This window comes from Mesorhizobium sp. WSM4830, assembly GCF_055811495.1.
Window position 1 is genome coordinate 1 of the sequence record NZ_JBVVQI010000051.1, and the last position, 14,437, is coordinate 14,437.

General features: G+C 64.5%; 16 protein-coding genes. 8 read left to right on the forward strand and 8 right to left on the reverse strand.

Annotated features, from left to right (window positions below):
- Window positions 1–87 precede the first annotated feature (87 nt).
- The 4 genes from AC0L2Y_RS32625 to AC0L2Y_RS32640 form a co-directional block, all read right to left on the reverse strand.
- On the reverse strand, window positions 88–1,680 hold the full coding sequence (locus AC0L2Y_RS32625; RefSeq protein ID WP_473562087.1) for a peptide chain release factor 3: 1,593 nt from the start codon (window positions 1,678–1,680) through the stop codon (window positions 88–90).
- 116 nt (window positions 1,681–1,796) lie between these two features.
- Window positions 1,797–2,126 carry a hypothetical protein gene (locus tag AC0L2Y_RS32630; RefSeq protein WP_352488014.1) on the reverse strand — a complete coding sequence of 110 codons (330 nt, stop codon included), beginning with the start codon at window positions 2,124–2,126 and terminating at the stop codon, window positions 1,797–1,799.
- Between the two features lie 300 nt (window positions 2,127–2,426).
- Complete coding sequence (locus AC0L2Y_RS32635) at window positions 2,427–3,344, reverse strand: haloalkane dehalogenase (RefSeq protein ID WP_473562088.1); 918 nt, start codon at window positions 3,342–3,344, stop codon at window positions 2,427–2,429.
- A gap of 4 nt (window positions 3,345–3,348) precedes the next feature.
- Complete coding sequence (locus tag AC0L2Y_RS32640; RefSeq protein WP_473562089.1) at window positions 3,349–3,939, reverse strand: TetR/AcrR family transcriptional regulator; 591 nt, start codon at window positions 3,937–3,939, stop codon at window positions 3,349–3,351.
- 118 nt (window positions 3,940–4,057) lie between these two features.
- Between AC0L2Y_RS32640 and AC0L2Y_RS32645 the strand changes: the two genes are divergently transcribed.
- Window positions 4,058–5,134 (forward strand): NAD(P)/FAD-dependent oxidoreductase, encoded by a 1,077-nt coding sequence (locus AC0L2Y_RS32645; RefSeq protein ID WP_473562090.1) that lies wholly within the window; start codon window positions 4,058–4,060, stop codon window positions 5,132–5,134.
- On the opposite strand, the gene AC0L2Y_RS32650 is transcribed toward AC0L2Y_RS32645, so the two are convergent.
- A complete protein-coding gene (locus AC0L2Y_RS32650) occupies window positions 5,128–6,501 on the reverse strand; it encodes an amidase (RefSeq protein WP_473562091.1) in 1,374 nt (457 codons plus the stop codon). The genes AC0L2Y_RS32645 and AC0L2Y_RS32650 overlap by 7 nt on opposite strands.
- A 172-nt stretch (window positions 6,502–6,673) precedes the next feature.
- Window positions 6,674–6,889: a DUF6356 family protein gene (locus AC0L2Y_RS32655; RefSeq protein WP_473562092.1), complete on the reverse strand. Its 216-nt coding sequence runs from the start codon at window positions 6,887–6,889 to the stop codon at window positions 6,674–6,676.
- A gap of 115 nt (window positions 6,890–7,004) precedes the next feature.
- On the opposite strand from AC0L2Y_RS32655, the gene AC0L2Y_RS32660 reads away from it, so the two are divergent.
- The 6 genes from AC0L2Y_RS32660 (at window position 7,005) to AC0L2Y_RS32685 (ending at window position 11,527) form a co-directional block, all read left to right on the forward strand.
- Window positions 7,005–7,475 carry an Lrp/AsnC family transcriptional regulator gene (locus tag AC0L2Y_RS32660; RefSeq protein WP_473562093.1) on the forward strand — a complete coding sequence of 157 codons (471 nt, stop codon included), beginning with the start codon at window positions 7,005–7,007 and terminating at the stop codon, window positions 7,473–7,475.
- Between the two features lie 84 nt (window positions 7,476–7,559).
- Entirely contained in the window at window positions 7,560–8,045 is a 486-nt protein-coding gene (gene dut, locus AC0L2Y_RS32665; RefSeq protein ID WP_473562094.1) for a dUTP diphosphatase, read from the forward strand.
- The gene (locus AC0L2Y_RS32670; protein WP_473562095.1) at window positions 8,045–8,701 is read left to right on the forward strand and encodes an HAD family hydrolase; all 657 of its coding nucleotides are present in this window, start codon (window positions 8,045–8,047) and stop codon (window positions 8,699–8,701) included. The genes dut and AC0L2Y_RS32670 overlap by 1 nt, the downstream gene beginning before the upstream one ends.
- A gap of 79 nt (window positions 8,702–8,780) precedes the next feature.
- The gene (locus AC0L2Y_RS32675) at window positions 8,781–9,632 is read left to right on the forward strand and encodes a hypothetical protein (RefSeq protein ID WP_473562096.1); all 852 of its coding nucleotides are present in this window, start codon (window positions 8,781–8,783) and stop codon (window positions 9,630–9,632) included.
- Window positions 9,633–9,709: 77 nt separating this feature from the next.
- The gene (locus tag AC0L2Y_RS32680) at window positions 9,710–10,513 is read left to right on the forward strand and encodes an isocitrate lyase/PEP mutase family protein (protein ID WP_473562097.1); all 804 of its coding nucleotides are present in this window, start codon (window positions 9,710–9,712) and stop codon (window positions 10,511–10,513) included.
- A 15-nt stretch (window positions 10,514–10,528) separates the two neighbouring features.
- Window positions 10,529–11,527 (forward strand): proline racemase family protein, encoded by a 999-nt coding sequence (locus AC0L2Y_RS32685; RefSeq protein WP_473562098.1) that lies wholly within the window; start codon window positions 10,529–10,531, stop codon window positions 11,525–11,527.
- Here AC0L2Y_RS32685 and AC0L2Y_RS32690 read toward each other — a convergent pair.
- Both AC0L2Y_RS32690 and AC0L2Y_RS32695 read right to left on the reverse strand, forming a co-directional pair.
- Window positions 11,524–12,219, reverse strand: a complete 696-nt coding sequence (locus AC0L2Y_RS32690; protein WP_473562099.1) for a sulfate transporter family protein — start codon at window positions 12,217–12,219, stop codon at window positions 11,524–11,526. The genes AC0L2Y_RS32685 and AC0L2Y_RS32690 overlap by 4 nt on opposite strands.
- Window positions 12,220–12,302: 83 nt before the next feature.
- A complete protein-coding gene (locus AC0L2Y_RS32695; RefSeq protein WP_473562100.1) occupies window positions 12,303–13,193 on the reverse strand; it encodes a DMT family transporter in 891 nt (296 codons plus the stop codon).
- A 219-nt stretch (window positions 13,194–13,412) separates the two neighbouring features.
- On the opposite strand from AC0L2Y_RS32695, the gene AC0L2Y_RS32700 reads away from it, so the two are divergent.
- Entirely contained in the window at window positions 13,413–14,405 is a 993-nt protein-coding gene (locus tag AC0L2Y_RS32700) for an adenosine kinase (protein ID WP_473562101.1), read from the forward strand.
- Window positions 14,406–14,437: the final 32 nt, after the last annotated feature.

Sequence of the window (14,437 nt, forward strand, 5' to 3'; positions counted from 1 at the left end):
GCTCAAAAAAGCATATATCTCTCAAATCGCATATCTATGCGCCTTCTCTGCAAAGGCCTCACAAGGGGAGAAGGGAAAACCAGTAGCTCAAGCCGCTCTATCGCGCACCTGATAATCCTTGACCGCGGCGAAGCGGATCGCCTTCCAGCGCTCGGCCTCGTAGTTGAGCGAGAAAGTGTGCTGGGCGAGGAACACTGGATCGTTGTCGAGGTCGCGGGCGATGTCGCCGCGATGCGCCTCGATGAAGCGCTGGAGCTCTGCCCTGTCGTCGGCCGATATCCAGCGGCAGACGGAAAAGCGCGACATCTCGAAATCGACCGGCAGTGTGTATTCGAAGTTCAGCCGCTCTTTCAGGACGTCGAGCTGCAGGGCGCCGACGACGCCGACGATGGCCGGCGAGCCGTCCTCCGGGGAGAACAACTGCACGACGCCTTCCTCGGCCATCTGGTGCAGCGCTTCCTTGAGCTTCTTGGCTTTCATCGCGTCGCCGAGGCGAACGCGGCGCAGGATTTCAGGCGCGAAATTCGGCACGCCGCGAAACAGGATCTCCTCGCCCTCGGTCAGCGTGTCGCCGATGCGCAGCGTGCCGTGGTTGGGGATGCCGACGACATCGCCGGCGAATGCCTCGTCGGCGGTGACACGGGTGCGGGCGAAGAAGAATTGCGGCGCCGACAGGCTCATCGGCTTGCCCGTGCGCACCAGCTTGGCCTTCATGCCGCGCTCGAGCTTGCCGGAGCAGACCCGGACGAAGGCGATGCGGTCGCGGTGGTTGGGGTCCATATTGGCCTGGATCTTGAAGACGAAGGAGGTCATCTTGTCCTCGGTCGCCTCGACCTTGCGGCTGTCGGCCTCCTGCGCGCGCGGTGGCGGCCCATAGGCGCCGAGCGCCTCGATCAGGTCGCGCACGCCATAATTGCGCAGCGCCGAGCCGAAATATACCGGCGTCAGATGGCCTTCGCGAAAAGCTTCGAGGTCGAGCGGGCGACAGGCCTCGCGCGCGAGCTCCAGCTCCTCGATGAAGGCCTCGCGGTCGTTCTCCGGCAACAGGCCGGCGACGCGGTTGGAATCGGGACCGTTGACCGGCGTGCGCTCCTTCTCGGCGTCACCCTTGCGCACCGCGTTCAGCGCCAGATGGTAGGTGCCGGAAAAGGTCTTGCCGCGGCCGATCGGCCAGGTGATCGGCGCGGTATCGAGCGCCAGCTTCTGCTCGATCTCGTCGAGGATGTCGAACGGATCGCGGCTTTCGCGGTCCATCTTGTTGACGAAGGTGATGATCGGGATATCGCGCAGCCGGCAGACCTCGAAGAGTTTTAGCGTACGCGGTTCGATGCCTTTTGCTGCGTCGATGACCATGACGGCGCTGTCGACCGCCGACAGCGTGCGATAGGTGTCGTCGGCGAAATCCTCGTGGCCGGGCGTGTCGAGCAGGTTGAAGACGGTATCCTCATATTCGAAGGTCATCACCGAGGTGACCACCGAAATGCCGCGCTCGCGTTCGATCTTCATCCAGTCCGACCGGGTCTGAATGCGGTCCTTCTTGGCCTTGACCTCGCCGGCAAGCTGGATGGCGCCGCCGAACAGAAGCAGCTTTTCGGTGAGCGTGGTCTTGCCGGCGTCGGGGTGCGCGATGATCGCGAATGTGCGGCGGCGCGATACCGCTTGTTCGATGTCTTCAGCCAATTTCATGGAATCCTGTCTGTGGCGCGGGCTTCTAGCAGCGCTTTTCCGGCCTGTCGAACGGAAACACCCTTCGCCCTCAATGCCAGATGATGCAAATGTCGCTGCGGGCCGCGAGTTCAGTCACGGATCACAGCCGCTTCAGTGACCGAACCGGCATCATCCGTGCGGATGGCGAGCCATTCATAGTCGATCGAAAGCAATCCCCTTTCCGGGCCAAGGACATAGACCAGGCTCCAATCGGAAAACTTGTCGGTCTCAGGCGGCGCGCCGAGCGCCGCAAGGACTTCTGCCCGCGATTTCCCAACCAACCACCCGGTCAGCACCAGGCTGTCGGCGATGCGATGGCGTTTATGCAAGGGATCATGCCAGCTGTAGTCACCGACTTGCCACCACGATCGAATGAACGGCAGTGGGCCGAAGAAGACGGCATAGACGATCATGACCATGGCAGTGCCAAGAGCGAGACCTCGCGTCCAGCGGCGCAAACGAGCCCTTCGTGGCTGGGACATGATTTCTGGTCGGGAACTCAACAGCGCAGAGCTTTCTCGCAAAGACGATGTCATCGACCGTTTCGAGAACGGAACACCACGACGTGCATGTATCACGACGGCAGGAGGGTATGAAGTCCTGCCGTTAAAGGTGGACGGCCGTGAGCAAAGACATCCTCGGCATCTGCGCTTCCATCGCCTGGAACCTGAGTGCAGTGCAGTCGACCTCTCCGGCTGCCGGCGGTTCACGTTCCGACGTCAGGCCGGTTCGGCGGCATGGCTCTGTGAGGCCACCTCGGGAATCCACTCGGCAATTGCGGCGCCGATCCTGTCGGCATGGTCCTCCTGCAGATAGTGCGCGCCGGGTCCGAGATCGATCAACCGGCAGTTCTTCAGGCCCGCCGCGAATTCCCGTGCCGCCTGCGGCGAGACGAGGGCGCCTGGATCGCCTGAGAAAAGCAGCTTCGGGTAGGAGGAGAGCCGTAGCGCCCGATGGTCGTTCTCGCTGATGGCGGCGACATCGGCGGGCTGGCCTTCGATCGGCAGGTCGCGCGGCAGCTGCAGGATCGGCTTGCGCGATTGCGGTGTCGGGAACGGCGCCCGGTAGGCGGCCATTTCCTCATCGCTCATCGTGCGCAGCACAGCAGCCGGCAGCACTTTTTCGACGAAGACGTTGTCTTCCAGGACAAGCTTCTCACCGACGCCAGGCGTGCGCATTGCCTTGAACAATTCGCGCGCCTGCGGACGCTGGTGGAAATCGTCCCAGCTATCGAACGGGCGGATGAATTCCATGAAGGCGAGGCCGAGGATCCGCTGCGGCCGCCGTGCGGCGAGATGGAAGGCGAGCGCGGTGCCCCAGTCCTGCGCGACGACCACCATGTCGGTGATGCCAAGCGTCTCCATGAAAGCGTCGAGATACCGGACGTGGTCGAAGAAGCGATAGTCGATGTCCGGCTTGCCGGATTGGCCATAGCCAATCAGGTCGGGCGCTATGCAGCGGCCGAACGGCGCCACGTGCAGGATGATGTCGCGCCAGATAAAGGACGACGTCGGGTTGCCGTGCAGGAAGAGCACAGTCGGACCGGCAATACCTGCCTCGACATAGGAGATGGTGGAATCGAGTACCGCGACTTGCGAGCGTGGCAACATTGTGCGCTTTTCGAGTTTCGGGTTCATCGGATCAGCTCCTTTTTGCGAAGACTGTTTTGAAGACGATGTTCTTGAAACGCTCGAGCGGTTCGGGACTGCGCTCCACCTTCATGCGCAGCATCGCGCCTTGCCAGGAACTCAAAAGGAAATCGGCGAGATCCTCGGCATCGAACGCGTCGGTGATGTCGCCGGCCGCCTGGCCCTCGGCGATGCATGCGGCGAAGGGCTTACGCCAGCGTTCGAAAATGGCGACAAGTTGCAGCCTCAGCGCCTCGCTGTGAGCCGCCGTCTCGAGGCTGAGATTGCCGATCATGCAGCCCCGTGCCCAATCATGCGCCTCCAGCTTCGACGTGATGATTTCGAGATAACGGCGCAAGCGCCCGACCGGGGGCGTGCCGTCGCGGGCGAGGGCCTGCTTCACCAAACCGCTCACATAAGCGAAATAGCGGTCCAGCACCTCGCCGGTGAACGCCTCCTTGGAGGCAAAATGGTTGGTGAAGGACCCCGGGCGGGCATCGGCCGCGGCGACGATGTCGCGTACGCCGGCAGCCGAATAGCCGGAACTCCAGATGGTTTTGAAACCGGCGTCGAGAAGTTTTTCGCGAAGTGAATGTCTAGCCATATCGATACAATACGTACGTACGTATTAGAGTCAAGAGGCATTTTTTTGGTACCGCGCGCTCTTGGCAGAACCCACAGGCATGGCATCGCAGTGGTGGGCGTTGGAACGAGGAGCGAGCATGGCAGCGGCACAAGAAGTGATCGTCATCGGCGCCGGCATCATCGGCGCCTCCATCGCCTGGCACCTGACCAGGGCCGGGGCAAAGGTGACGGTCATTGCCGGCAGCGGCGCCGGCGGCGTCGCGACGCCGAATTCCTTTGCCTGGATCAACGCCAGCTGGGGCAATCCGGAGGTCTATTTCCGGCTGCGCACTCGGTCGATGGCCGAATGGACGCGATTGGCGAACGAGGTGCCCGGCATCCCGTTGCAATGGTGCGGCGGCTTGTGCTGGGACCTGCCGCGTGCCGAACTTGAGGCCTATGCGGCCGAGCACGCCGCCTGGGGCTACGGCATCGAGCGTGTCGACCGTGCCGGAGCGGCGCGCATCGAGCCCAATCTGACCGAGCTTCCCGATGTCGCCCTTTATGTGCCTGGGGAAGGCGTTGCCGAGCCGGTCGCCGCCACGCAAGCACTGCTGACCGACGCCGAACGGCGCGGCGCGCGGCTGCTGACGGGAGTTACCGCGACCGCGCTTGTGCAGGCCAACGGCAGGATTGCCGGCGTCGATACATCCGGCGGGCGGATTGCTGCCGACGAGGTGATGATCGCGGCCGGAGCCGGCTCTCCGGCACTAGCGGCAACAGCCGGGATAGAACTGCCGATTGAGACGCCACCCGGCCTGATCGTGCACTCGCGCCCCTACGAAAAGCTGCTCAACGGGCTGGTGATCGGCGACCGCCTGCATATGCGCCAGACGGCGGAAGGCCGCATCATCGCCGGCTCGGATTTCGGCGGCGCCGATCCCGGCATGGATGCCGCGGCCACCGCCCGCGACCTGTTTGCGGCGATGAAGGCGATGCTGCGCGGCGCGGATGGGCTGGAACTCGATTTCCACACCATAGGCTACCGGCCGACGCCGGTCGGCGGCTTTCCGATCATTGGCCGCGCCGCAGGCGTGCGCGGCGTCTACGTCGCGGTCATGCATTCCGGCATCACGCTGGCCCCGGCCGTCGGCCTGTTCGCCGCCCGCGAAGTCCTCGACGGCGAGCGCGATCCGCTGCTTGATCCCTACGGGCTGGGGCGGTTTACTCAATAACCGGGCGGCCGGCGAAAGCCGCCGGTTAGCGGCTCGATTGCCCTCGCGATCCCGAACAGGCGCGACTCCGACCAGCGTTTGCCAACAAGCTGTAGGCCGATGGGCAGGCCGTCGCTGTCCTGTCCGCAGGGCAGCGACAGTGCGGGATGGCCGCTGTAGTTGAACACCGCGCCATAGGCCGGCAGCATCCAGTAGCTTTGCTCGCTACCATCGACCTCGATCGGCGTTCCCGGCTCGCAATGCGGGAACGCGGTGACCATGGCGACGGGGCACAGCAAGGCGTCGCAGCCGTCTAAGAACCGATCCCACGCCAGGATGGAGCGGTCGCGGCGGGCGAGCGCCTCGAACCAGCGCGAGACCGGCGTCGGCTTCTCCGGCGGTTCGGGCTGCGCCGCCTCCAGCATCATGCCGATCAGTGCACCGCCTTGCCTCAGGTCGTCATGCAGGTCGAGCTTCGGCAATTCGGCCTCCTCGACGATGGCGCCCGCAGCCTGAAGCTCTTTTGCCAGGCTTTCGACCGCCGCGCTGATCTCGCCGGCCACCGGAAAGCCCGGAAAGGACGGCGCGACGGCAATGCGCAAATTTTTGAGATCCAGCTCCGGTGTGGTTTCGACCGGTACCGGCGCAAGGTCGGTATCGCTTCCATCCGGCCCGGCAATGAGGCCGTAGATCAGCGCCAGGTCCTCGACGCTGCGCGCCATCGGTCCTAGGCAGGAGATCAGCCTCACGCTGCGCGGCGCCCCGCCTGGATCGGGGAAGGCGCCGGCGAGCGAGACGCGGTGCTCGGTCGGCTTGAGGCCATAGACGCCGCAAAATGCAGCGGGCAGCCGGATTGAATCCTGCATGTCGGTGCCGACCTCGAACGGCGTCATCCCGGTGCTGAGCGCCGCCGCCGCACCACCACTGGAGCCGCCGGCGGTGCGCTGGAGGTTCCAGGGGTTGCCGGTGCGGCCGAACAACGGATTGCTCGACTGCCAGTCACCGAGCATTGTCGCCACGTTCGTCTTGCCCACCAATATGCCGCCTGCCGTCTTCAGCCGGGCAACGACCGGACTGTCTGCCCTCGGGGCATAGTCGGCGAAGGCCGGGAAGCCGACGGTGGTTCTCATGCCAGCGGTTTCGTGCGTGTCCTTCAGGGTGAACGGCACACCTTGCAGCGGCCCAAGTGCCTCGCTGCGCGCCTGCACTTCGTCGGCCTTGCCGGCGCGTTGCCGCGCACCGTCCCGATCGAGGGTTACAACGGCGTTAACCGCCGCATTGTGCCTGTCGATCTGCGCCAGATGCTCGTCCAGCACCTCTATTGCGGAAACCTTACGGTCGCGAATGGCCGCGGCCAGTTTGGTGGTCGAGGAAAAGACGATATCCATCGTAAATGCTCCGGGCGATCGCGCTGCGCTCCTCAAAATGGCGGATTGGCGCGTGGATGCAAGCTTGGCTCGGCATTTCGACGACGGCGGCGCTTGATCGGGATTGCGCTGCCGGGATCCGTTGAGCGTCGGCGCTGTCCAGCGGCGTCGCCGCGATCGGCGCCTCCACGGCTTACCGCCCCCTGTGGTGCGTCCGCTCGTAAAGCTGGCGGATGATGCCGCTGGCCGTGGTCTCGAACAGAAACGGCAAGAAAGCATGAATGAGCGCGGCAAAGGCCGCCATGAACAATCGCGACGAGAACCATGCGGCGAAAGCCATATGGCCGAAATAACTCTCGCCGACCGCGGCCGGGTGAGAGGTGAAAAGTCTTGCGAGCCGTGCTGTCATGTCGATCCCTCCTGCCGGCATGAAGAGCCGGCGATGAAGATCCTGCCACGGCTGTCAGGTCCATCGGTCTCAAATTGTCCTTGTCTTAAGCCAGATTTTGGGACAAACATCCCACATGATGCCGGAAATCGACGAAATAGACCGGAGATTGCTGGCCGAGCTGCAACGCGACGGCACGCTGTCCGTCGACCAGCTCTCGGCAAGAATATCGCTGTCGCGCAATGCCTGCTGGCGCCGGGTCAAGCGGCTGGAGGAAGACGGCGTCATCACCGGCCGGGTGGCGCTGGTCGACGCCGACAAACTTGGACTCGGCCTTTCCGTGTTCATCCTGATCCGCACCTCGAACCACGATCCCGACTGGCTGCAAAGATTCCGAGCGGCGGTGACCGGCTTTGCCGAGATCACCGGCGCCTACCGCATGTCCGGCGACCTCGACTATGTCCTGCGCGCCCGCGTCGCCGATGTGAAGGCCTATGACCGGCTCTACCAGCGGCTGATCGCCAAGGTGGCACTGTCGGACGTTTCGGCCTCCTTCGTCATGGAGGAGATCAAGGAGACCACGGTCGTTCCGATGGAACTGCGCTGAAGCGGAACTGTGCTGAAAGAAAGCCGTTGATAGCATTGCCGCCGAGTTGACTGGATCGGCGTTCGCGACGATAGGATCAGCCTTATGCGCGCAGCACTTTATCCCTCTTCCGTCATCGGTCCGGCTGTCGGCTTTGTCAGGCTGCCGCACGGCGAGGGATTGCCGCTTCCCGCCTATGAGAGTTCGGGCGCCGCCGGCATGGACCTGCGCGCCGCCGTCCCGGACGACAGGCCGCTCTTGATCCTGCCGGGAAAGCGCGCGCTGGTGCCGACCGGGCTGATCCTGGAAATTCCGGAGGGCGTCGAAGGTCAGGTCCGGCCGCGTTCCGGCCTCGCCTTCAAGCACGGGCTCACCTGCCTCAACACACCGGGCACCATCGACAGCGATTATCGCGGCGAGGTCAAGGTGCTGCTGATCAATCTCGGCGAAGAGGATTTCGCAGTGACGCGTGGCATGCGGATCGCCCAGATCGTCTTCGCCCCGGTGACGCAGGCGACCGTCGAGGAGCGCACATTGGCCGGCGGCACAACGCGCGGCTCGGGCGGCTTCGGATCGACCGGCACCGCCTGATGAAAATCCCCAAGCTCGTTATCTTCGATTGCGACGGGGTTCTGGTCGATACCGAGAACCTGGCCAATCGGCGCCTCGCCGAGTGGCTGACCGCGGCCGGCTTTCCGGCCAGCTTCGAATATTGCCGCAAGAACTTCTCCGGCCGCAGCATGGTCTCGGTGCAGAAGGAAGTCGAGGCAACCGGCGTCAGCCTCGGCGCCGATTTCGTCGAGCGCTGGAACGCCGGCCTGCCGGACCTGTTCGCGCATGGCGTCGAGGCTATCCCCTATGTTCGCGAGTTCATCGAAACTGTGCACGCCGCCGGTATCGCCACCTGCGTCGCCTCGTCGGCACGGGTGTCGAAAATGCACATCACGCTCGGCCAGACCGGGCTGCTGCCGCTGTTCGAGGATGCACTGTTTAGCTCGACCATGGTCTCGCGCGGCAAGCCGTTCCCCGACCTCTTCCTGCATGCGGCAGCGACGATGGGCTTCGCGCCCGCCGACTGCATCGTCATCGAGGACAGCGTCGCCGGGACGGCAGCCGGCATCGCCGCCGGCATGCGCGTCTATTCCTATCACGGCGACCCGCTTTCCGACCGCGATGGGCTGATCGAAGCCGGCGGCATCCTGTTCGACGACATGCGTGAACTGGCCGGGCTGGTGCCGATCCACTGATCGGGCCTTTGTTCAAGCTGCGCTGTATGTTGCAGCTGCTTGTGCTAGCTTGCGCGTGCCCGACATAACGAGCGCGCGCATGACCTTTCCTCGTTTCCTCTGTGCCTGCCTGCTGCTGCCTTGTCTCTGGACGACGGCGAGCGCTGAGGCCGTCAGCTTCCCGGAGCTCGGCAGCGCTGTCCCCAGCCACGGCGATGTCACCTATCTCGACCTCGCCAGGCTGGTCATTCCCGATCTGGCCGCGGACAAGGACGGCTTTTTCCGGGGTTCGATGCCGATCGAGATGCGTCACATCGCTGGACCGGGCTACGGCGGCTCGCCACCGGCGACGTCGGGCCTTTCCAATGCCGGCGTGCTCGGCATCAAGGCCGGCGGCAAGGAGCGGCTGACCATGCTGTTCGACCTTGGCGACTCGCCTGACAGCGCCGAAGGCTATGCCGTGCTGGCACTCTACGACGTCACCGGCAAGCCGGCGCTGCTCGACGCGGTCAATGTCGCCGTCGACCGCATCACCTCTCTTCGCGAGCCGGGCAAGCTGCCGATCGGGCCTGGTGACGACGCCATCATCAGCATGAGCATGCATTTCAATTCGAGCCAGGGCTATGGGATCACGCCGCTGATCATGGTCCGCAACGACAGGTTCGAGTTGATCGACATGATCTATACGTTCGACGAAAACCTCTGCACCCATAGGAGGACGCAGAAGGCGGCGTTCCAGGCGATGGCCGACGGCCAGCCCTATGCAGCCATCAAGGTCACGGTGACCGACGCGACGCTGCCGGGGGAAGACAGCTGCGACGGCCAGCAGCCGCCAGAGGCGTCTTCGCGCGACATTTCCGTCACCTATCATTGGGACAAAAACGCTTCGCGCTACGTCAAGGATTCCGATGCGCTGGACCGATTGGCAGATGAGAACGCCAAACGCTTCTGAACCAACCGCATTTGTTTGCCCGGCGCCTTCCGCCGGGCTAGAATTTGCCTCACATTCTGCACTGGAGGGGAGCATCCATGGATAAGGGCAAGATTTTTCGCGACCTGCATGCCTCGATCTTCGTCATGGCCAATTCCTGGGACGTCGGCACGACCAAGCTCTTAGCCTCGTTCGGCTTCAAGGCGCTTGCCACGACCAGCGCCGGCTTTGCCTTTTCGCGCGGCCTGCCCGATGGCGCGGTGACGTTCGAGGCGATGATCCATCATTGCCGTGAAGTGTCGGCGGCGACCGGGCTGCCGGTTTCGGCGGATCTCGAAAGGGGCAAGGGCGACAGCGCGACAAGTGCCGGCGAGACCATCTTCGCCGCCGAGGCGGCTGGCCTCGCCGGCTGCTCGATCGAAGACCATACCGGCGAGCCCGACAAGCCGATCTATGATTTTACGCATGCCGTCGAGCGCGTCGCGGCTGCGGCGGAGGCGGCACGGGCGCTGAAACGCGATTTCGTCTTCACCGCGCGGGCCGAGAATTTTCTGTGGGGCAAGCCCGACCTTGACGATACGATCAAGCGGCTGCAGGCCTTCGAGAAGGCTGGCGCCGACGTGCTCTATGCACCTGGGCTGGGCGACGTTGAGATGGTGCGAACCGTCTGCTCGGCGCTGACCAAGCCGGTCAACGTCATGGCCAGGCCCGGCTTCACCATCGCCGACCTTGCCATGGCGGGGGTAAAGCGCGTCTCGCTCGGCCCATGGCTCACCAATTTCGCCTTCGGCATGCTGGAGACCGCGGCGCGCGAGATCCAGCAGGACGGCACCTTCGGCTTCACTCGCGCCGCCATGCCGTTCGGCAAGCTGCAGGCGCTGTTTGCCAAATCTTCAGCCTAGGTCCGGGCCCGGCGAATGACGCTCACCGTCGTCGACATGCACACCGGCGGCGAGCCGCTGCGGATCGTCACCGGCGGCTACCCCGACATTCCCAAGGGCACGATCCTCGAAAAGCGCGCCTATGTGCGCGACCATCTCGATCATCTCAGAAAGATCCTGATGTTCGAGCCGCGCGGCCACTACGACATGTATGGCGCGCTGCTGGTGGAGCCCGACCTGCCGGGCGCCGACCTCGCGGTGCTGTTCATGCACAATGAGGGCTATTCGACGATGTGCGGCCACGCCATCGTCGCGCTCGGCCGCTACGCCGTCGACGAGCGGCTGGTGGTGCCACGCGAGCCGCTGACGACCGTCAATATCGAGGCGCCATGCGGGCTGATTTCGGCTGCGGTCGAGGTAAGAGATGGCAAGGCCGGTGCGGTGTCCTTCGAAAGCGTGCCGGCGTTTCTGTTCGCCCGCGATCAGCGGATCGAGCTGCCGGGGTATGGTCCGGTCGGCTTCGACATCGCTTATGGCGGCGCCTTCTATGCGCTCGCCGACTGCCGCCAGTTCGGGCTGGAATTCGGCAGGAACCGGGTGCGCGATTTCGTCGATGCGGCGACCGCGCTGACCAACAAGGTCAAGGCCGAATTGCCGCTGTCGCACCCCGACCACGCAGATCTCGCCTTTCTCTACGGCACCATCCTGACCGACGGACAAGATGCGTTCTCCGATACGCCGACCAAAAACATCTGCGTTTTCGCCGAGGCCGAGGTCGACCGTTCGCCGACCGGCTCGGGCGTCACCGCGCGCCTGGCGGCCATGCACGCCAAGGGCCAGATCGAGATTGGCCGGACGCGGCTGTTCGAGAGCATCGCCGGCTCGCGCTTTTCCGGCGCGGTCGTACGCACGGCCACAGCCGGGCCGCATGATGCCATCATCGCCAGCGTCGGCGGCCGCGCCTATTACTCAGGCCGGGCCGAATTCATCGTCGAGGACGACGACGAACTGGGCAGGGGCTTCCTGCTGCGCTAGCTCCCTTCCCGCGCCGAGATCGCCTTGTGCAGATGCACCATCATGGCGGCGGCGAACAGCGGCGTCAGAAGGTTGAGCAGCGGCACCGCCAGGAACGCGGCGACGACCAGCCCGGCCAGGAACACGGTGACCGCGTGCTTTCTGCGCAGTGCCTTGGCCTCGGCCTCCGGGCGAAAGCGCATGGCGGCGAATTCGAAGAACTCGCGCCCGAGCAGATAACCGTTGACGACGAAGAAAGCGGCAATGTTGATGCCCGGCACCAGCAGAAGCAGCAGGGCGACGATATTGCCGAGGATGACGACGCCGAAGAACCTGATCGCCAGCACCAGCGAGCGCAGCGCAGGCACGGCGCGGCCGGGCGGATCGTTGGGATAGTCGGTGCGCTCGACCACTTCGGCGACGTCGTCGAGGAACAGGCCGGCGATGATCGCCGTCACCGGCGCGATAAAAAGCGCCAGCCCCAGCGCAAGGCCGATGCCGGCGACGACGGCGCCCAGCCATCCGGCCCAGGATGGAAGCGCCGGCAGCCATGCGTCGATCCACGGCCAGGCCAGCCATTCGAACAGGCTCTTAATCCCGAACCACAGCGCCGCCAGCGCCAGCAAGGTCAGCCCCAGCGTCTTCAGGAATACGGAACGGAATTCGGGCGAGAACAGCCGGCTCAAGGCGGCGCGGGCGGCGTCGAGAATCACGGCGTTTCCAATTCCATATCAAACGTGCCCGTGGCTGATATCTCCGAATAGGCGGAGACCGCCCAAGTCGCAAGCGCGGCTTCCTAGCGCGCGACCTTCGCCTGGGGAATGGTCATCGCCGCCACGCCGGCGACGACCAGGGCCATTCCCCACCATGCGCTCGGACCAAGGCTTTCGCCAAGGAATACAGCTCCGATAGCGACGCCGATCGGCACCCGCAGATAGGCTTGCGAGGTGGTGCCGACGGAGCCCAGCGTGTGCAGGAGGCGGAAATAGATTGAGAAGGCCAGCGCGGTTGAAAACACCGAAAGCCCGAGCAGCGCAAGGATCGAAGCTGTCGATGGCGCCAGGGTCCATGGCCGGTCGAACGCAAGGCTCAACGGGATCAGCATCGCGGCGCCGCAGAGCATCGAACCGGCGGCCGGCACCATCGGATCGAGCCCCCGGAAGCCGCGGCCGAAAACGGCAGCGCCGGCATAGCAGATCGTCGCCGCGACCACGGCAAGTTGCGGCAACAATTGCTGTCCGAGGCCGCCAAGCGCCGGGGCGCCGACAACGAGGCATATTCCGGCTATTCCCGCCGCGACGCCGAACAGCTTGCGCATGGTCGCCGGTTCGTGGCGGGTTATCAGCACGGTCAGCAAGAAGGTGAAGATCGGCGAGGTCGCATTCAGGATCGTGGCCAGTCCGGCATCCAGCGAGCGCTCGGCCGAAGCGATCAGCGTGAACGGCACGACGCTGTTGAGGCATGCCTGGAATGTAAACCGGCGCCAGCTTGCGGCATCACCCGGCAAGGCCAGCCCGCGCCAGCGGATCAGGGCGAGCAGGATGCCACCCGCGATCAGGGTTCGCGCGGCGATCAGCGCCACCGGCGGGATCGTCGCGACGCCGATCTTGATGAAGCTGTAGGATGCGCCCCACAGCACCGCCAATATGACGAGCAGCACCAGCTCGATCCGGGTGTCGGTTTTCATGGACATGGCCGGCTGGAACCTCTGGGCATCGCTCATCTCAGCCATGCTTGTAAGCCAGGCACGCGGGAAAATGCTTCGGCCGTCATCCAACGATGGTCGCTATGCCGACATTCGTCGGATCGCCGCATTGGCAACTAGGCAAAGCCGCATCAAACCGCTAGACCCGCCCGCGCCCGGCGTGGCAGAAAGCCGGTGGCTTTTTTGGCGGAGACTGAATTGATGCCGGACTATGACGTGCTTTGTATCGGAAATGCCATCGTCGACATCATCGCCCAGTGCGACGAGGCGTTCCTGGAGACCAACGGCATCATCAAGGGCGCGATGAATTTGATCGACACGAGGCGCGCCGAACTGCTCTACAGCCGCATGGGCCCGGCCATTGAAGCCTCGGGCGGCAGCGCCGGCAACACGGCGGCCGGCGTCGCCTCCTTCGGCGGCCGCGCCGCCTTCTTCGGCAAGGTCTCCAACGACGCGCTCGGCGAAATCTACGCGCATGACATCCATGCCCAGGGCGTCGCCTTCGACACCAGGCCGCTCAACGGCGAACCGCCGACGGCGCGCTCGATGATCTTCGTCACGCCGGACGGCGAGCGCTCGATGAACACCTACCTCGGCGCTTGCATCGAGCTCGGCCCGGAGGACGTCGAGGCCGACAAGGCGTCGGGCGCCGCGGTCACCTATTTCGAGGGCTATCTATGGGACCCGCCGCGCGCCAAGGAAGCGATCCGGCAGACTGCCAAGCTCGCCCACGCCGCCGGGCGCGAAGTGTCGATGACCTTGTCGGACTCGTTCTGTGTCGACCGCTATCGCGACGAGTTTCTCGACCTGATGCGCTCAGGCACCGTCGACATCGTCTTTGCCAACAGCCACGAGATCAAGTCGCTCTACCAGACCGCGTCCTTCGACGAGGCGCTGGCGCAGATCCGCAAGGATTGCAAGATCGCCGCCGTCACTCGGTCGGAAAAGGGCTCGGTCATCGTGCGCGGGCACGAGACCGTCACCATCGAGGCCACCAGGATCCGCGAGCTGGTCGACACGACCGGCGCCGGCGACCTCTACGCCGCCGGCTTCCTCTACGGCTACACGCAAGGCCGCAGCCTGAAGCAGTGCGGCGATCTCGGCTCGCTGGCGGCCGGACTGGTCATCCAGCAAATCGGCCCAAGGCCAAGGCAGAATCTGCGCCGCGAGGCCGAGCAGGCGGGGTTGTTGTAGCAGCACCTCTTCCCTTCTCCCCTTGTGGGAGA